Source organism: Geobacillus thermodenitrificans subsp. thermodenitrificans DSM 465, from assembly GCF_000496575.1.
GTDB classification, from domain to species: domain Bacteria; phylum Bacillota; class Bacilli; order Bacillales; family Anoxybacillaceae; genus Geobacillus; species Geobacillus thermodenitrificans.
This window is the reverse complement of the sequence record NZ_AYKT01000006.1, coordinates 150,422-168,140: the sequence shown is the minus strand read 5'-3', so window position 1 is coordinate 168,140 and position 17,719 is coordinate 150,422. Positions and strand designations below refer to the sequence as shown.

Below are 17,719 nucleotides of genomic sequence, written 5' to 3'. Positions count from 1 at the left end.
CAAAAACAAGCTTCAGAAGAGGCGGGGAAACCCCGCCCCTTTTTATCAGTTCTTTGGACGCCGGTGGCGAATGTCTCATCGTGGAAAATGGTTGTCTCAACAATATCCTCAGCTGGATTCGCCTTGATGAGCAGCGATCTACGCATCAATCAAATCCATATTGTTCTCGCTACAATCTCAAAGTGCCTGTTGAATGTAACGAAAGCGATATGAGAACGAATCGTAAAAAGCCGATCCCTTAATGGGATCGGCTTTTTTTACGGTTCGCGGTCAAACAGTAAAACGCGCGCCGGGGCGGCATCTGTGCCGACGAGTTTGAGCGGGGCGGCGACCATGAAGTACGGGCCTTCTGGGACGTCTTTTAACCGCAGCCCTTCGATGACGATGACGCCAGCCGAAAAGAGCGTTTTATGGGTCGGATGGCCTTCTTGCGCCCGTTCGATGCCGAGCGCATCGATGCCGACGCCGCGGATTTGTTTGTCCGCTAAATAGCGGGCGGCATCTTCAGCGACGAAAATAAACTCAAAGTTAAAGGCATCCTCGAGCGAGTTTTTCGTTTTGAACAAGACGAAGTCGCCTTCTTGAATGTCAAGATGGGCGATGTCGTTTTTTGTGATCCGATCGTTGACATGTGTCAAATCAAATAGTTTGCACGGGCCGACGAGGTGGTCAAGCGGGATCGTTTCAAATGTGGCGCCGCCTTCGACCATATGGAGAGGGGCGTCAATGTGCGTGCCGGTATGCACGTCCATGTCAATGCGCGATTCCGTCACATAGCCGTTCGTAACCGTCGTGCGTTTCGGCTGTTTTTCCGGTTTGTTTTTGTAGACCGGCATGCCTTCGTAAATGGGGGCAGTGACATCGTACATGTTCATCGTTTTTCCGCTCCTTTTCATTCAAGGATAGAAAGGGCCGGTTCGGCCCCGTGAGTGATCGATTGTCAAGGGCTAGGTAGTCAAAAAAGAAAACAATGGTTGGCGCCGCCTTGCTTGTTATGGTTTCGGATGCTCAATCGGCCACCAATGGAAACCGTCTTTTCGCAACAGTTCATCGGCTGCTGCCGGGCCCATCGAGCCTGCTTCATAGTTCGGGAAGTCGTCGGCTTTTGTGTTCGCCCAAACGTCAGAAATCGGATCGACAAACTGCCATGACGCTGCTACTTCATCCCAATGGGTGAAGTTCGTCGCATCGCCGCGCATGCAGTCGTACAGCAGCTTTTCGTATGCTTCCGGTGTGTTGATGCCGTCGATGCAGTTGTTGCAATAATCGAGTTTAAACGGGGCGGTTATTGTCGACGATTCCCCGGTTTTTTTGCCGTTTAAATGAAGGGTGATGCCTTCATCGGGCTGAATGTGAATGACGAGCAAATTCGGAGCGATCGTCTCGTTCGTCCGGTAGTATAAGTTCATCGGTACATCTTTAAATTGAACGACGATTTTCGTCGATTTTTCCGCCATTCGTTTGCCGGTGCGGATGTAAAATGGTACGCCGGCCCAGCGGAAGTTGTCGATCATCAGTTTTCCAGCGACAAACGTTTCCGTGTTTGAATTCGGATCGACGTTCGGCTCTTCGCGGTACGCTGGTACGGCTTGGCCGCGGATCACCCCACGCCCGTATTGGCCGCGCACGAAATACTGGTCGACTTCGTCATGCGCAACCGGACGCAATGCGCGCAACACTTTCACTTTTTCATGGCGGATGTCATCGGTCGTCAGTTTAATCGGCGGCTCCATGGCCAACAGGGCGACCATTTGCAGCATATGGTTTTGCACCATGTCGCGCAGCGCTCCGGAATGGTCGTAATAGCGGCCGCGGTCCTCAACGCCAAGCGTTTCGCTTGAGGTAATTTGAATGTTCGAAATAAAGCGGTTGTTCCAAAGCGGCTCGAAAATGGCGTTCGAGAAGCGAATCACTTCGATATTTTGCACCATTTCTTTGCCAAGGTAATGGTCGATCCGGTAAATTTCCCGTTCAGAAAAGACACGGCGGATTTCTTCATTCAGCTTTTGGGCGCTCACTAAGTCATGGCCGAACGGCTTTTCAATGACAAGCCGTTTAAAGCCGCGTGTATCGGTCAGCCGCTCCGACTGTAGGCGCGATGTAACCGTGCCGAAAAATTCCGGTGCCATCGCCAAATAAAAGATGCGGTTGCCCTCCGTTTGATACGTCTCATCGAGCTGTTCAAGCAACGCTTTTAAGCGCTGATAGGACTCAGCTTCGGTCACATCAAACGGGTGATAATAAAAATGGGAGATGAAGTTGCCGTCAGTAAGCTCTTGGTTGAGTGCTGTTTCGACTGAGTCGCGCACGTAATGGCGGAACTCATCGGCCGACAGCGGGCGGCGCGCGACGCCGACGACGGCAAATCGCTCGTTCAAATGCCCTTTTTCATACAGGCGGTAAAGGGACGGAAACAATTTCCGTTTTGCCAAATCTCCCGTCGCCCCAAAAATGACGATGATCGATTTCGGGTTCATGTTATCCACCATATGTACCTCGCTTTAGCCAATTTTGTCTCTTCAACTAAATCATTGTAGAGATTTGCCGGCTGGAACGCAAACATTTTACCGCTTCTTTGTGTAAAAGAAAGTTGAAAAGCGCTCGGCAACATTGTACGCTAACAACAGGCAATGATGACCGAGACAAGGAGTGAATGAGCTTGGAATTGTTGTTTTTAGGCACCGGCGCCGGCGTGCCGGCGAAAGAGCGCAACGTGTCATCCATCGCTTTGCAGCTGCTCGAAGAACGGGGGGCGACATGGCTGTTTGACTGCGGCGAAGCGACGCAGCACCAAATTTTGCATACCGCCATTCGCCCGCGCCGCATCGAGCATATTTTCATTACTCATTTGCACGGTGATCATTTATTTGGATTGCCCGGCCTGCTCGGCAGCCGCTCGTTTCAAAGTGGTGAGACGCCGCTGACCGTCTTCGGTCCAAAGGGCATCCGCCAGTTTGTCGAAACCGCGCTCACCGTCAGCGGGACAAGGCTTCGGTATGAATTGAACATCGCTGAGATCGACGAAGGTGTCATCTTTGACGATGAACGGTTTTCCGTGACCGCGAAGCGGCTCGACCACGGCATGCCGTCATACGGATTTCGCGTCGCAGAAAAAGATTTGCCCGGGCCGCTTCTTGTCGACCGGTTAAAGGCGCTCGGCGTCCGCCCGGGCCCGATTTACCAACAAATTAAGCAAGGCAAAACGGTCGTACTTGAGGACGGCACCGTGCTTGACGGGCGCGAGTTTGTCGGCCCGCCGCAAAAAGGAAGGATCGTTGCCGTTTTAGGTGACACCCGCTTTTGCGAAGCGGCAATCGAACTGGCGCATGAGGCCGATGTCGTCATCCACGAGGCGACGTTTGCCGCGGCGGAACAGCGGCTTGCCCGCGATTATTTCCATTCAACGACTACGGACGCGGCCGAAGTGGCGAAACGAGCCGGAGCGAAGCGGCTCATTTTAACTCACATCAGCTCGCGCTACCAAGGTGAAGCGGCGCTCAAGTTATTGGAGGAGGCGCGCCGCGTGTTTCCGAACACCGAGCTCGCCGCCGATTTTGCTTCATTTTCGATTCCGCGTTAAAATCGCCAGCCGCGCTCGTATTGCACCGGTGCTTCAATTTTTACGCCAAGTTCTTTAGCGGCAGCATACGGCCAATACGGGTTGCGCAGCAGTTCACGTCCTAAAAAGACAAGGTCGGCGCGGCCGTTATGCAACACTTCTTCGGCCTGCCAGCCGGAAGTGATCAGGCCGACGGCGCCGGTCGGAATGCCTGCTTCGCGTCGGATGAATTCAGCAAACGGCACTTGGTAGCCAGGATAGACGTCAATGCGCGCCGGTACAACAGCGCCGGAGCTGACGTCGACAAGGTCGACCCCTTGTTCTTTCATCCGCTTGACGTACGGGACATAGTCTTTCACCGTTAGTCCGTCCGGATGGTAGTCAGATGCCGAGATGCGGACGAACAGCGGTCCGTCCCACACTTCACGGACAGCGTCGATCACCTCGCCCAAAAAGCGGTACCGGTTTTCCGGCGAGCCGCCGTATTCGTCTTGACGCCGGTTGGACAGCGGCGATAGAAATTCGTTAATAAGGTAGCCGTGGGCAGCGTGGATTTCAATTACGTCAAACCCGGCTTTTTTCGCCCGCCGCGCGCCGTCTTGGAACGCCTGCACCGTCTCTTCGATGTCGGCTTTCGTCATTTCTTTCGGTGTTGGCGATGATTCATTGAACGGAATGGCGGACGGGGCGATGATTTCTCCCGGCACTTCCGACTTTCTTCCGGCGTGAGCGAGTTGGATGCCGATAGCAGCTCCATGCTCTTTCACGAGTCCAACGAGTTCGTGAAGCCCATGGATATGATCATCGTCCCAGATGCCTAGGTCGTGTTCAGAAATGCGGCCTTGTGGCGTAACGCCGGTCGCCTCGACAATGATGAGGCCGACTTGGCCGATCGCGCGTGCCGGGTAGTGGATTTTATGCCATGTGCGTACCGTGCCGTCTTTCGTGTCGCACGAGTACATGCACATCGGCGACATAACGATCCGGTTTTTCAACGTTAGCCCGCGAGTTGTATATGGCGAAAACAATACCGTGTTCATGACAATCCACTCCTTTCTATGCGAATGAACGGTTCATGACTGAATGATAGCATGCTGCCGGTCAAAAAACAAAATGAAACGGTCCGATGATTTGCCCAACTCGATACAAACAGCCTCGGCGTTTAACGGTGTGTTCGGTTATGATTCAGCGATCGCAGTGAGCAAGGCGTTGCCGAGTTCTTCGGAACGGGCGGTCGCCCGGCGGATGCAGGCGGCGATAGCCTCTTGAAACCGGTATTGCTCAAGCACTTTGATGCCGGCTTCGGTCGTGCCACCCGGGCTTGTAACCTCACGGCGCAGGACGGACGGGTGTTTGTCGGACGCTTTTAACATTTCCGCTGCGCCGATGATCGTCTGTAAAATGAGCGTTTTCGCCACATCGCGCTCGAGGCCGATGTCGGCGGCCGCCTTTTCCATCGCTTCAACCAAGTAGTAGACGTACGCTGGTCCGCTTCCCGATAGGCCGGTGACCGCATGCAAATCGCGCTCCGGCACGATGGTCACAATGCCGACCGTTTCAAACAGCTGTTTTGCCGTTTCAAGATGCTGCTCCGAGGCGAAACGCCCCCCGGCGATCGCGGTGGCCGATAAGCCGACGGCTGCGGATGTGTTTGGCATGGCGCGCACGACGGCGACATCACGTCTAGCGAGCTGTTCGATCGTCTCGGTTGTGACGCCGGCAAGTAATGAGAGAATGAGCTGGTTCGGACGAATGGCCGGCGCAACAGCGGCCATCGCTTCGGCAACATCTTTCGGTTTCATGGCCAAAATAACGATGTCTGCATGTTGGACAGCACGTTGTGCGTCTTGGGCGGCATGGACGCCGTATGTGCGCTTGAGTTCTTCAAGCCGGGCGCGGTTTTGTCGGTTTGTCACGACGATTTGCGTCGGATGGCAAAACGTTTTCGTCATGCCGGCGATGAGCGCTTCCGCCATCGAGCCGGCACCGATGAAGGCGATGGACCGAGTTGTTGTCATCGCATTCACTTCCTTTCCTTGTTGTCCAGCAAAAGAAAAAGGTTTCCCGTCCTGCAAAAGGACGGAAAACCTTCGTTTCCGCGGTACCACCTTTTTTGGCTGATTTGGCCTGCGCCAAACGAGCCCAACTTTGCCCCGATAACGCAGGGGAAGCGTTTAGGTTGGCCTAACAGCTCCTAGGGTAGGTTCAACCGCAAAGAGGGCAGCGAAGCCTTCCAGCCGCGGGCTTCGCTCTCTGGCTGCCGTTTCCGGTTTACTGGCCCTGTTCATCGCCGGTTTGGCTGTATCGTGATTTTATTTGTCATTATGCCGCGGGACAGGCATGATTGTCAAGAGAGGAGAGTGAATTTTTTTGCAATTTCAGCACACGGAAGAAAAAGGCATGACAAACGAACGAAATCGTTGTAAACTACAATATAATGAATAGCCATTCATTTTGATTGAGTTTGAGCGGGAGCATTTATGAACTTAAGGGAAAGAAGGGAATGTGATGAACAAGGAGCGAGTGCATCGGATCACGGTGCCGACGCCGTTTCCGGTCGGGGATGTGCATATGTACGTGATTGCCGGCGATCGGTTGACGTTGGTCGATGCCGGGGTGAAAACAGAGGAAGCGTGGCAGCAGTTTGTGCAGCGTCTGAGTGAGATCGGTTATCGGCCGGAAGATATCGAGCAAATCGTCATTACTCATCATCATCCGGACCATGTTGGTCTGCTTGATTATTTTCCGCATGCGCCGATCATCGGCCATCCAAAAGCCGATCCGTTTTTGCGCCGTGAACGCGCGTTTGTGGAGCGGTACGTTCAATTCTTTGAGGAATTTTTCTCTGAATGCGGTGTCGACCGCCGCTTGTTCAGCCAACTGTCTAAAGAAGGCGGATCACTTCGCTATGCAAGCCGACGGGCGATCGATATCGCTGTCACGGAAGGGGAATCGGTGCCGGGATTGCCGCACTGGCGTGTCATCGAAACACCGGGGCATGCACAAAGCCATATCGCGCTCTATCGCGAGGATGACGGATTGCTGATCGGCGGCGACCATTTGCTTTTGCATATCTCCCCGAACCCGATGATGGAGCCGCCAGCTGAAGGGGAAACGGAGCGGCCGAAACCATTGTTGCAATATAACGAATCGCTTGAAAAAATGTTACAGTATGATATCGACCGCTCGCTAAACGGCCACGGTGACGATACGACTGACATTCCCGGTCTGGTCCACGAACGGCTTGCTAAGCAACGCCAGCGCGCCGAGCGGGTGCTCGACATGGTGAAAGAACGTCCGCATACCGTGTTTGACGTGTGCCGAAAACTGTTTCCTACTGCTTATGAACGCCAACTGATGCTGACGATGTCTGAGACGATCGGCCAGCTTGACTATTTGGAAGTAAACGGTTATGTGCGGAAAAAGCAGGAAGATGGTCATTACATTTATGAAGCGGCGGGGGTGTCGGTGTGCGGTTGAAGGGCCGTCATGTTGTCATTACTGGAGCGTCAGGAGGCATTGGTGAGCAAATCGCCTATGAAGCGGCGCGACAAGGGGCGGTGCCGGTGCTGTTGGCGCGAAATGTTGAGCGGCTTAAGGAAATAAGCGCCCGCATCAAAGCGCAATACGGCGTATCCGCGCCGCACATGGAGCTTGATGTGAGCGACCGTGAGATGGTCGAGGCGGTATTTTCTCAGCTGCTTAAGGAGCTTGGTGGCATCGATGTGCTTGTCAATAACGCTGGCTTTGGCGTTTTCCGCTACATCGAAGACATTGATTTGGCTGAGATGGAAGCAATGTTTGCCGTCAACGTCTTCGGTGTTATTGCTTGCACGAAGTCGGTGTATTCCCATATGAAAGAGCGGGGAAGCGGCCATATTATCAACATCGCCTCGCAAGCGGGCAAAATCGCAACGCCAAAGTCTAGCGTTTACTCGGCGACAAAACATGCTGTCATCGGGTTTACTGACAGTTTGCGCCTCGAAGCGAGCCGGTTTGGCGTGTTTGTCACCGCTGTCAATCCCGGACCGGTCGAAACTCGATTTTTTGATTTAGCGGATGAGACAGGCGATTATGTGCGCAACGTGTCGCGCTGGATGCTTCGACCGGAAGCGGTGGCAAAGCGCGTCGTAGCAGTGATGATGACTCCAACGCGCGAAGTGAACATGCCGGGCTGGATGGATGTGGGCAGCCGGTTGTACCGGCTCGCCCCGGGTCTTGTGGAAAAGGTGGCGAAACGGGCATTTTTCCAAAAGTAAACGGCTGCCCTTAGTACAGAGCCAGCCGTTTCATTTTTATGGAAGAGCTGTCGGTCTCAATCATGCGCTCGTAATAAATCGGTAAACAGCGTCATGAACAAGCTCGTACATGTTAGTGTTTTGTTGTTTTTCTTTGGCGGCGGCGATATGGGCGCAAAGGTCGCGCCACTCGTCTTCGCTAAGCGGCATCATCTCATCGTCATAGCCGTAGTGACGCAAGCAGTTGCGCACTTGTTTTTGCAGCCATCGTTTATCCATTGACTCCACCGTCCGTTACGAAACTCGCATAAGGAAGTGATTGCTTTTCGGAATGAGAGGGAACGGGCGCTTCTTACTGTTCATCCGTTTCCGGCGAAGGGGCGCGGACGATCGACTGAAAGCGCCCTTTATGCGAGCCGTCGCAAAACGGCTTGTTGTTCGACAGCCCACAGCGGCAGAGGGAAAACGTTTGTTTTGTTACAAACGGCTTTCCTTCGCCGTCTAAGAGCTCGACATCGCCGGTGATGCGGAGCGAGCCGTTGTCATTGACTTTGATTTGCACTTTTGCCATCAGGTTTTCCTCCTTTTCATTTTGACAGTGTTATGTGCCAACAGGTAGAATAATAAAGAAACAAACGGAAAAAGGAGCAACGATGAGCGTGAACATCACGTTTACTGATGCAGCAAAAGAAATGCTTACCCCTATTGTAGCCGAATCGGGGCGGCAGTTAAAGCTCAAATATGACACGAACGGCTGCGGCTGTTTAGTCGACGGCGTGCCGGCGTTATGGCTCGTTGACGAGGCCGATGAGGACGATCTTGCCGTTGAGACGAATTTCGTTCCGGTGCTTTTAGAGCGGTCGCGTCTCATCTTTTTTGATGAGACGATGACGATTGATGTTAAGCCGGGGACGACCGTCTTTCAGCTAAAAAGCCCCGGGCAAATGCTGAATGGGCATATGCCGCTTGTGAAGGTGGGATCTGGCGATGAACGGTAAACTTCGGCAGCTGGCGGAGACGGCGAAGCAAAAAACATGGGTGTCATTCACCCATGAAAACGACCCGTACAGCTTGCTTCATTGGTCGGTCGCCGGTCCGTACCACGACAAAAAAGACGTCTGGCTTTTGCAAAATGAGATGACATTTGAGACGAAAGAGTTTGCGACGCTTGATGACGCGATTGCTTGGCTTGGCGAGCATATGCCGCATATTACTGAAGTGCTGTAAAAACCGTAACCCGGTCGGTTACGGTTTTTCTATCGTCCGCCTATTATTGCGGGCTGTTTTGCCGTTTTGTCGGATGGATCGCTTTTTCTAGATCTTCTTTGGCGATCATTGGTTTGACTGTATCGGCAGACGGCTTTCCTTTTTGGGCGCGGTTTTTGGCCACTGGTCATCTCTCCTTTTCGATGTTGTTTAGTTGTATCGTTTGACAAATGGGCGGCCGTTATGCAAGGGGGTGAAAATGGTGAAGAAGCATGCGGGGCGGAAAAAGAGGCAAGAGCAGCAGACGGTGACGCTTGCCGATCGAGTCGGCGCGGACGTCGAAGCGAAGTTGCTCGCGAAAAAGCGGGCGCTTGCCGAGGAAGAACAGCGGCGGCGGGCAGCGGAAGAAGCGCGACGCCGCGAGGAAGCGCGCCGACGCGATGAGCAGAAGTCGTTTGCTGAGCTGCTTGAAGAAAGTGAACTTGATTGGCGCAAGTTTAAATGAAGGGGGAAAAGATAGATGAGGCAAAAAAGTGCGGCGGCGAGTACAGCGACTTCTTCGGTATTCATGGTGGCCGCAGTCGTCGTCTTAGCTGCCAACTTGCGCGCACCGATCACTACGGTCGGCCCGCTCGTTCCTGAACTGCAGCGGGAGCTTGGCCTTTCCTACGCCGCTGCCGGGGCGCTAACGACGATTCCGCTGTTGGCGTTTGCTTTGTTGGCGCCGGCGGCGGCTACGTTTGCCCGCCGGATCGGGATGGAGCGAACGCTGTTTTGTTCACTCGTCGTCTTGCTCGTAGGCGAACTCATCCGTCCGCTGGCAGGCAGTTTCTGGCTGTTTGCCGGTACAGCGCTCATCGGTGCGGCGATCGCTGTCAACAATGTCCTCATGCCAGCGCTTGTTAAAGACGCGTTTCCTATGCGTGTTGGCTTAATGATGGGGGTTTATACGGTGACGATGAACGTCAGTGCCGCCTTTGCTTCCGGTCTTGCTGTTCCGCTTGCTGACGGGTGGGGGATTGGCTGGGAAGGAGCGTTTCGCTTTTGGGCGTTGCTTACTCTGGTCGCAATTGTAGTCTGGCTGCCGCAAATTTATCGATGGAAATCCGCTAGCGCTCCATCGGGAAAACGACATTCGTCATTTTGGCGTTCATGGCTTGCTTGGCAAGTGACGTTATTTATGGGAATGCAATCATTTTTCTTTTATTGCGTGATTACGTGGCTGCCAGAGCTTGGGCAAGGCAAAGGAATGGCGGCCGATACGGCCGGCTGGTTATTGTTTTTCTTCCAATTTGCCCAGCTGCCGATGATGTTTTTATCTCCGATGTTGGCCGAGCGCATGAAAGATCAAAAAGTGTTGATCGGTTCATCGGTGCTGTTGAAAGTGGCTGGGATCGTCGCGTTGTTAGTTGGCCAAGGATGGTGGCTGTGGACGGGGGCGTTCTTTGCCGGTGTCGGTGCTGGCATGTCGTTTTCCCTTGCGATGATGCTGTTTACGCTGCGGACGCGCCGCCCGCTAGAGGCTGCCCAACTTTCTGCTATGGCCCAGTTCGTCGGTTACTTACTGGCGGCAGCCGGTCCACCGTTGTTTGGTGCGTTGTACGATAAGGCCGGCCATTTCATCCCCTCCCTCGTTTTACTGTTGATTGTCTGTGCCGCCATGATGATGTTCGGTTTGGGGGCGGCAAAGGACAAGTATGTGGATGATGATGTTGTGTAGTGGGAGGGGCGAAACAAGACGTATCGCCTGACTCATATAGGCAGAAAAAAGAGCCCGTAAGCGGCCGTGCTGGCGCCTTGGGCTCTTCTTTTTGTTTAGCTGCGATGCTGGCGGTCGTTCATCGGCTCGGCAGCTATTTTTGGCACGATTATGCTGCGCCCGTGCGGACATTTCGTACTGGGGTACGATTCGTTTTGCAGGCAACGTGATGCCAATCTGTTTCCCGTGAGTTAAGTTGGGTGGTTTCTTATGTCGCCGTCTGTGCTTATCGGTGCATTTCGTACACCGAGCGCTTCGTCGCTTGTTTTAACCATTCGTATTCATCAGCGTCAAGCGGCAGCGCGGATGCGGCAGCGATGTTTTCCGCCAGCTGCTCAAGCCGGCTCGCACCTGGAATGACGGCGGCAACGACCGGATCATACAAGCAAAACTGGAGCGCGGTCGCAGTTAACGAACGGCGTTCCCCGGTTTTCTCTTTCAGCCTCGGGATGAGTGCTTGCAGTTCACTGTACGAGTAGTCGAGATAGCCGTGTTCTTTCACCGCCGCTCCTGCCGCTTCGAGCGGGCGGTCAGTAAGCAAGCCTTTAGCGACCGGACCGCGGGCGATGACGCTGATGTTATGCTCGCGCAAGAGAGGGAACCACTCTTCCGGACGGCGGTCAAGCAGGCTATATTGCATCATGACGCTGACGATATTTGAACGCTTCACATATTCGCGAATGACGTTGGGACGGATCGAGGAAATGCCGTACCAACGAATGACTCCTTCTTGCTTTAACTCTTCAAATGCCGCAATCGTCTCGTCGATCGGGTCGTCAATCGTGCCACCGTGGAGCTGGTATAAGTCAATGTAGTCTGTTTGCAGGCGGCGCAGGCTGTCTTTGACGGCTTGCTTGATATATGCTTTGGACGGATCCCAATCCCAACCGCTTCCGTCCGGTCGCCAACGGTTGCCTACTTTGGTGGCGATAATCACTTGATCGCGTTTTCCTTTCACCGCTTTGCCGACAAATTCTTCGTTCAGGCCACGATCGTACAAGTCGGCTGTATCCAAATAGTTGATGCCGCGATCAAGCGCTTCGTGAATGAGGCGGATCGCCTCGCGTTCATCGGTGCCAAGCGACATGCAGCCGAGTCCGATTTCGCTCACATACAAATCCGATGTACCGATGCGTCGTTTGTTCATTGCGTTACGCTCCCTTCTTAATGATCATTGTACAACAGGGGCGAAAAAATGGCCAAATATGTAGTACAATGGAAAAGAATTTATCAATGGATAGGGGAGAATAAGAATGGATCAGTTGTATGAAAAAACGATCCGCCAAGAAAAATTATTCAGCGGACGCATCATCGAACTGTATGTTGAAGAGGTGGAGCTGCCAAACGGGAAAACGAGTCGGCGCGAGGTGATTAAACATCCGGGGGCGGTAGCGGTGTTGCCGCTCTTGCCCGATGGGAAGATCGTCCTCGTCCGTCAGTATCGAAAAGCGCTCGAGCGCGCATTGGTTGAAATTCCGGCGGGCAAGCTAGAACATGGGGAAGAGCCGCTCGCTTCCGCACACCGCGAACTTGAAGAAGAAACCGGCTACCGCGCCCAATCGATGCACCACCTCATTTCGTTTTATACATCGCCCGGATTTGCCGACGAGCTCATCCATTTGTACGTCGCCGAGGGGTTGGAAAAAGTCGAAGATGGTGCCGGTTTAGATGAAGATGAATTTGTTGAACTGCTGGAAGTGACGTTAGAGGAGGCGCTGGATATGCTTGAACGACGTGACATTTATGATGCTAAAACGGCGTATGCCTTGCAATATTTGCAGCTGCGCCGCGCGCTTGAGAAACGATGACTAACGGAAAAAACGATGGCGTCCTCGGCCGCTATTACGCTGATTTACATATTCATATCGGCCGCACCGCTTCCGGCCGTCCGGTGAAAATTACTGGGGCACGGACGTTGACGCTTGCGAACATTTTGCATGAAGCGGCGCATGTGAAAGGAATCGATTTGGTCGGTGTCATTGACAGTCATGTGCCGGAAGTGCTTGATGAGCTCGAACGGGCCATGGATGAACATGGATGGTGCGAACATCGTGAGGGCGGCATTAGTACCGGGAAAGTGACCTTGCTTTTAGGCAGCGAAATCGAAGTGTATGACGACCGTTGCCACGGACCGATTCATGTCCTCGCTTTTTTGCCGACTGTTCAAGCGATGCGCGCATTTTCCGCTTGGCTTGGCAAGCGGGTGAAAAACGTATCACTCAGCTCGCAGCGCATTTATGCTTCAGGGCGCGAGCTGCAAGCAGCGGTAAAAGAGTGGGGTGGCTGGTTTATCCCGGCGCATGCGTTCACTCCGTTTAAAAGTTTGTACGGAAAAGGAGTCGAACGCAGTTTGACGGAAGTGTTCGACCCCGATCAAATCGACGCCATTGAGCTTGGATTGAGCGCCGATACGTCAATGGCTGACCAAATCGCCGAATTACACCGCTATCCGTATTTGACAAACTCGGATGCCCATTCATTGCGAAAAATTGCCCGGGAATATGAACAAGTGCAGCTTGCCGCCCCGACGTTTGCTGAGCTGGAACAAGCGTTCCGCAACGAGGACGGGCGCACAATCATCGCCAATTATGGCTTAAATCCAAAGCTTGGTAAATACCACCGAACGGTGTGCGAGGGGTGCCTGACGCCGGTTTCGCCTGAGGCTGAGCGCTGCCCAGCGTGCGGCCACCATCGCTTTATTAAAGGGGTGTCAGACCGGCTCAAGGAGTTAAAAACGGCGGAGCACGGACCGAAACGGCCGCCGTATGTATATCAGGTGCCGCTTGAATTTATCCCTGGACTCGGCTTGAAGTCGTACGAAAAGCTGCTCAGCCGTTTTGGCACGGAAATGCGCGTGCTGCATGAGGCGACAGAAGAAGAGATAGCCGAGACGGTCGGCCAAAAGCTCGCACGACTGATCGTTCTCGCCCGCAGCGGCGCGCTCGCCATCGAAGCTGGCGGCGGCGGGAAATACGGAAAAGTGCAGGAAAAATGACGGGTGAGAAAACGCCGAGGGCAGGGGACCCACAAAGGAGCGAACGATGGCCGTGCACAGGCGGAGTGATGGTTATTGAAAACGGGGTTGCCGACGGGCAATCCCGTTTTTTTGAAAAACAGTCATATACGAAACGGATGGACATACAATCTACTAAGAGCCAAATAGGAGGACGAAGTACGATGAGAACCCATCCGTTGAAATCGGCCATCGCCGTTCATTTGCGCGAACACGCCTCACTATACGTATTTGTTATCGTCCTATTTTTAATGGGTGTGATTTTTGGGGCCATTGTCGTCAACAGCCTCGGATTTAGCCAAAAGCAAGACTTGTACTATTACTTGACGCAATTTTTTGGACAAGTATCGAAAGACAATTTGGCAAGCGCCCATGATATGTTCCGTCAAAGCTATATGCATAACGTCAAATACATTGCCCTCATGTGGGTGCTTGGCATTTCCGTCATCGGCCTGCCAATCATTTTTATTTTACTGTTCTTAAAAGGGATTGTCGTCGGCTTCACGGTCGGCTTTTTGGTCAACCAAATGAGCTGGCAAGGATTTTTATTGTCGTTTGTATCTGTCATGCCGCAAAACTTGATCGTCATTCCGCTCATGATTGTAATGGGTGTGATTTCGATTTCGTTTTCCTTGCAAATGGTGCGCAACCAGTTTATGAAGCGGCCGCACGAGCCGGTATTCCCGATGATCATGCGCTATGCGGCAGCGATGGTGGCGATCGCTGCAGGGTTGCTCGTTTCCTCGGTGGTGGAAGCGTACCTCTCACCGGTATTGATGAAACAGACGGTCAAATGGGTGGTTAATTTAATAAATATTATTATATAATAATCATTATTTTTATCTTATAATAGTCATTTTACTTTGATACTTACCTTATACATTTGCTATAATGGGAGGTGAATGGCGAGGGAGGAATGAAAAAATGGAAGATCGTGTGGAACGAATTAAGAAGCAGCTGCACTCGGCCGGCTACAAGCTGACGCCGCAGCGGGAAGCGACGGTAAGAGTCCTGCTTGAACATGAAGAAGACCATTTAAGCGCTGAAGACGTCTACCTCCTCGTAAAAGAAAAATCTCCAGAGATCGGGCTGGCGACCGTTTATCGGACGCTTGAACTGCTAACCGAGCTGAAAATCGTTGATAAAATCAATTTCGGGGACGGGGTATCGCGCTATGACCTTCGCAAAGAAGGGGCGGCGCATTTCCATCACCATCTTGTCTGCCTCGAGTGCGGATCGGTGGCGGAAATTGAAGAAGATTTGCTTGAGGACGTCGAAGCGATTGTTGAACGGGAATGGAAGTTTAAAATTAAAGATCACCGCTTGACGTTTCACGGCATTTGCCACCGCTGCCAGCAAAAACATGAAGAAAAGTAAAAACCTTTTCCAACGGGAAAGGTTTTTTTGCGTATAAATAGGGAAACAAATGGCATATCCTCATACTAGCAAATGGGCAAGCAGCCGATGGGGAGGGTGCCATGAAAACAGTTTGGCAAATGGTGAAAGTATTTCTTTTGTTTACGGGATGCACCATTTTATTTTATTATAGTCTTGTATGGTTTAATCGCGAGTACGAGTATTATCATCGATACGATGAACCGGAAGGATCGGCGGTGAAAGTATCGACGATCGAACACACGCCTCCGGACTGGCTCAACCGGCTATTATTTTTTTATCGCGATGGGGAGTAGAGAACATTGGAACATGAATTAAAGGATTTCTTGCATTATTTGACGGTAGAGCGGAACTTGGCGCACAATACGATTATTTCGTATGAACGGGATTTAAAGAAATATGTCCACTACTTGCGCGAGGTCGAGCAGCTTGAGGCGTGGGGCGAAGTCGAGCGTCTGCATATTCTTCATTTTTTAAAGTTTTTAAGCGAGCAAGGGCAGTCAGCAAGGACGATTGCTCGACATTTGGCGTCGATTCGTTCGTTTCATCAGTTTTTGCTGCGGGAGAAAATGGCGGCGCAAGACCCGACGGTCCATATCGAAACGCCGCAGTTTGAGCGGACGCTGCCAAAAGTGCTGTCCGTCGAAGAAGTCGAAGCGCTCCTGGCGGCGCCACAGACGAATACGCCGTTCGGCTTGCGTGACAAGGCGATGCTTGAGGTGCTATATGCGACCGGCATGCGCGTCAGCGAGCTTGTACAGCTCAACTTAGGTGACGTGCATTTGACAATGGGGTTTGTCCGCTGCTATGGGAAAGGGCGAAAAGAGCGGATTGTCCCGATCGGACGGATGGCGCTTGAAGCACTTGCCCGCTATTTGGAGTATGGGCGCCCGCAGCTTGTAAATCCGCGCAAGCGGGCAACGGAGGCATTGTTTTTGAACCATTACGGCCAGCGCCTGACGCGACAAGGGTTTTGGAAAATTTTAAAACGTCTTTCCAAAGAAGCGGGCATTGAAAAAGAGTTGACGCCTCACACGCTCCGTCATTCATTTGCGACTCATCTGCTTGAGAACGGAGCCGATTTGCGCGCTGTCCAAGAACTGCTTGGGCACGCTGATATTTCGACGACGCAGATGTATACGCACGTAACGAAAACGCGCCTGAAAGACGTGTATAAACAGTATCATCCTCGTGCCTAGTCACGGCGCACCGCTGATGCTAGGCACACTTCTATTGATCTAGTTGTCAGACTTCTGACCAATACAATAAGGGCGTGTTTTACCGGAAATATGGGAACGATAGGAAGAGAATCTATTTTCACTGCAGGCGGGAGGAATGAATTGTGAACACAACATATCGGCGCGTATTTTTAATTGTGCTCGATTCGGTCGGCATTGGTGAAGCGCCTGATGCTGAGAAATATAACGATAAAGGGGCGGACACGCTCGGCCATATTGCCGAACATCGCGGCGGCTTGCACATGCCGAATATGGCAAAGCTTGGACTCAGTCATATTCGCGAGATTCAAGGGGTGCCGAAAGTCGATCATCCGCTCGCTTATTATACAAAAATGAAAGAGGCATCCGCCGGCAAAGACACGATGACCGGCCATTGGGAGCTGATGGGCCTTCGCATCGACAAGCCGTTCCGCGTTTTCCCAGACGGGTTTCCAGACGAACTGATCGCCGAACTCGAACGGCGTACGGGACGGAAAGTGATTGGCAACAAACCAGCGAGTGGGACGGCGATCATCGAAGAGTTGGGCGAGGAACATATGAAAACGGGGGCGCTCATCGTCTATACATCAGCTGACTCCGTCTTGCAAATCGCTGCCCATGAAGAGGTCGTGCCACTTGATGAGCTGTATCGTATTTGTGAAATCGCCCGCGAGCTGACGCGCGATGAGCCGTACATGGTTGGACGCGTCATCGCCCGGCCGTTTGTCGGAATGCCGGGCCGCTTTGAGCGGACGCCAAACCGGCACGACTATGCGCTCAAGCCGTTCGGCCGCACGGTGATGAACGAGCTGAAAGACGCCGGGTATGATGTCATCGCCATTGGAAAAATCGCCGATATTTACGATAATGAAGGGGTGACGCAGTCGTTGCGGACGGCGTCGAATATGGACGGCATGGATAAGCTCATCGACACGCTCAGCATGGACTTTACCGGGCTCAGCTTCGTCAATCTTGTTGACTTTGACGCTAAGTACGGCCATCGCCGCGACCCGCAAGGATACGGCGATGCGCTTGAAGAGTTTGACGCACGGCTCGCTGAGGTGCTGCCGCGGTTGACAACGGATGATTTGCTGATCATCACGGCTGATCACGGCAACGATCCGGTGCACCACGGGACGGACCATACGCGCGAATATGTGCCGCTTTTAGTGTACAGTCCGCGTTTTCAAGGTGGAAAGCCTCTCCCGATCCGCGAGACATTCGCCGATGTCGGGGCAACGATCGCCGATAATTTCCGCGTCCATATGCCGCCCTACGGAACAAGCTTTTTAGCGGAATTGGCGCAGCAGTGAACAGCCGTCTATGATGAGA

General features: G+C 52.8%; 22 protein-coding genes. 15 read left to right on the top strand and 7 right to left on the bottom strand.

Going from position 1 to position 17,719, the window contains the following annotated elements:
• Nucleotides 1-257 precede the first annotated feature (257 nt).
• Both DSM465_RS0107505 and zwf read right to left on the bottom strand, forming a co-directional pair.
• Nucleotides 258-875, bottom strand: a complete 618-nt coding sequence (locus DSM465_RS0107505; protein ID WP_008879745.1) for a cyclase family protein — start codon at nt 873-875, stop codon at nt 258-260.
• A 117-nt stretch (nt 876-992) separates the two neighbouring features.
• Nucleotides 993-2,477 carry a glucose-6-phosphate dehydrogenase gene (gene zwf / locus DSM465_RS0107500; RefSeq protein ID WP_078172641.1) on the bottom strand — a complete coding sequence of 495 codons (1,485 nt, stop codon included), beginning with the start codon at nt 2,475-2,477 and terminating at the stop codon, nt 993-995.
• Nucleotides 2,478-2,659: 182 nt separating this feature from the next.
• On the opposite strand from zwf, the gene rnz reads away from it, so the two are divergent.
• Nucleotides 2,660-3,580: a ribonuclease Z gene (gene rnz, locus DSM465_RS0107495; RefSeq protein WP_008879743.1), complete on the top strand. Its 921-nt coding sequence runs from the start codon at nt 2,660-2,662 to the stop codon at nt 3,578-3,580.
• On the opposite strand, the gene namA is transcribed toward rnz, so the two are convergent.
• Together namA and proI are read right to left on the bottom strand one after the other, a co-directional pair.
• A complete protein-coding gene (gene namA / locus DSM465_RS0107490; RefSeq protein WP_008879742.1) occupies nt 3,577-4,599 on the bottom strand; it encodes an NADPH dehydrogenase NamA in 1,023 nt (340 codons plus the stop codon). The two genes, rnz and namA, sit on opposite strands and share 4 nt — an antisense overlap.
• Nucleotides 4,600-4,737: 138 nt before the next feature.
• Complete coding sequence (proI, locus tag DSM465_RS0107485; RefSeq protein WP_008879741.1) at nt 4,738-5,577, bottom strand: pyrroline-5-carboxylate reductase ProI; 840 nt, start codon at nt 5,575-5,577, stop codon at nt 4,738-4,740.
• A gap of 490 nt (nt 5,578-6,067) precedes the next feature.
• Here proI and DSM465_RS0107480 point away from each other — a divergent pair, with 490 nt between their 5' ends.
• A complete protein-coding gene (locus tag DSM465_RS0107480; protein WP_029761030.1) occupies nt 6,068-7,039 on the top strand; it encodes an MBL fold metallo-hydrolase in 972 nt (323 codons plus the stop codon).
• Nucleotides 7,030-7,818, top strand: a complete 789-nt coding sequence (locus DSM465_RS0107475) for an SDR family NAD(P)-dependent oxidoreductase (RefSeq protein ID WP_008879739.1) — start codon at nt 7,030-7,032, stop codon at nt 7,816-7,818. Before DSM465_RS0107480 ends, DSM465_RS0107475 begins: the two co-directional genes overlap by 10 nt.
• 60 nt (nt 7,819-7,878) lie before the next feature.
• Here the strand turns inward: DSM465_RS0107475 and DSM465_RS0107470 are convergent, their stop codons facing one another.
• Entirely contained in the window at nt 7,879-8,076 is a 198-nt protein-coding gene (locus DSM465_RS0107470; protein WP_008879738.1) for a YqzH family protein, read from the bottom strand.
• A 73-nt stretch (nt 8,077-8,149) separates the two neighbouring features.
• On the bottom strand, nt 8,150-8,368 hold the full coding sequence (locus DSM465_RS0107465) for a CDGSH iron-sulfur domain-containing protein (protein WP_008879737.1): 219 nt from the start codon (nt 8,366-8,368) through the stop codon (nt 8,150-8,152).
• A gap of 82 nt (nt 8,369-8,450) precedes the next feature.
• Between DSM465_RS0107465 and DSM465_RS0107460 the strand changes: the two genes are divergently transcribed.
• From DSM465_RS0107460 to DSM465_RS19255, 5 genes are all read left to right on the top strand, one after another.
• Entirely contained in the window at nt 8,451-8,795 is a 345-nt protein-coding gene (locus DSM465_RS0107460; RefSeq protein WP_008879736.1) for an iron-sulfur cluster biosynthesis family protein, read from the top strand.
• Nucleotides 8,785-9,024 carry a YqkC family protein gene (locus DSM465_RS0107455; RefSeq protein WP_008879735.1) on the top strand — a complete coding sequence of 80 codons (240 nt, stop codon included), beginning with the start codon at nt 8,785-8,787 and terminating at the stop codon, nt 9,022-9,024. Before DSM465_RS0107460 ends, DSM465_RS0107455 begins: the two co-directional genes overlap by 11 nt.
• 238 nt (nt 9,025-9,262) lie before the next feature.
• Complete coding sequence (locus DSM465_RS0107445) at nt 9,263-9,508, top strand: YqkE family protein (protein ID WP_008879733.1); 246 nt, start codon at nt 9,263-9,265, stop codon at nt 9,506-9,508.
• Nucleotides 9,509-9,523: 15 nt separating this feature from the next.
• Nucleotides 9,524-10,723, top strand: coding sequence for a CynX/NimT family MFS transporter (locus DSM465_RS0107440; RefSeq protein ID WP_029761028.1), 1,200 nt, complete (start codon nt 9,524-9,526; stop codon nt 10,721-10,723).
• Entirely contained in the window at nt 10,723-10,932 is a 210-nt protein-coding gene (locus DSM465_RS19255) for a hypothetical protein (RefSeq protein ID WP_131261686.1), read from the top strand. The genes DSM465_RS0107440 and DSM465_RS19255 overlap by 1 nt, the downstream gene beginning before the upstream one ends.
• 56 nt (nt 10,933-10,988) lie before the next feature.
• On the opposite strand, the gene DSM465_RS0107435 is transcribed toward DSM465_RS19255, so the two are convergent.
• Nucleotides 10,989-11,909: an aldo/keto reductase gene (locus DSM465_RS0107435; RefSeq protein WP_029761027.1), complete on the bottom strand. Its 921-nt coding sequence runs from the start codon at nt 11,907-11,909 to the stop codon at nt 10,989-10,991.
• Between the two features lie 106 nt (nt 11,910-12,015).
• Between DSM465_RS0107435 and DSM465_RS0107430 the strand changes: the two genes are divergently transcribed.
• The 7 genes from DSM465_RS0107430 to deoB all read left to right on the top strand — a co-directional run bounded on the left by DSM465_RS0107430 (nt 12,016) and on the right by deoB (nt 17,700).
• Entirely contained in the window at nt 12,016-12,570 is a 555-nt protein-coding gene (locus tag DSM465_RS0107430) for an NUDIX domain-containing protein (RefSeq protein ID WP_008879730.1), read from the top strand.
• Nucleotides 12,567-13,757, top strand: a complete 1,191-nt coding sequence (locus DSM465_RS0107425; RefSeq protein ID WP_029761026.1) for an endonuclease Q family protein — start codon at nt 12,567-12,569, stop codon at nt 13,755-13,757. Before DSM465_RS0107430 ends, DSM465_RS0107425 begins: the two co-directional genes overlap by 4 nt.
• Nucleotides 13,758-13,939: 182 nt before the next feature.
• Nucleotides 13,940-14,602 carry a stage II sporulation protein M gene (gene spoIIM / locus DSM465_RS0107420; protein ID WP_008879728.1) on the top strand — a complete coding sequence of 221 codons (663 nt, stop codon included), beginning with the start codon at nt 13,940-13,942 and terminating at the stop codon, nt 14,600-14,602.
• Between the two features lie 97 nt (nt 14,603-14,699).
• Nucleotides 14,700-15,152, top strand: coding sequence for a ferric iron uptake transcriptional regulator (gene fur, locus DSM465_RS0107415; protein ID WP_008879727.1), 453 nt, complete (start codon nt 14,700-14,702; stop codon nt 15,150-15,152).
• Between the two features lie 101 nt (nt 15,153-15,253).
• Entirely contained in the window at nt 15,254-15,466 is a 213-nt protein-coding gene (locus DSM465_RS0107410) for a YqzK family protein (protein ID WP_008879726.1), read from the top strand.
• A 6-nt stretch (nt 15,467-15,472) separates the two neighbouring features.
• Entirely contained in the window at nt 15,473-16,369 is an 897-nt protein-coding gene (xerD, locus tag DSM465_RS0107405) for a site-specific tyrosine recombinase XerD (protein ID WP_008879725.1), read from the top strand.
• A gap of 143 nt (nt 16,370-16,512) precedes the next feature.
• Nucleotides 16,513-17,700 (top strand): phosphopentomutase, encoded by a 1,188-nt coding sequence (gene deoB, locus DSM465_RS0107400; protein WP_008879724.1) that lies wholly within the window; start codon nt 16,513-16,515, stop codon nt 17,698-17,700.
• The last annotated feature ends 19 nt before the right edge of the window (nt 17,701-17,719 follow it).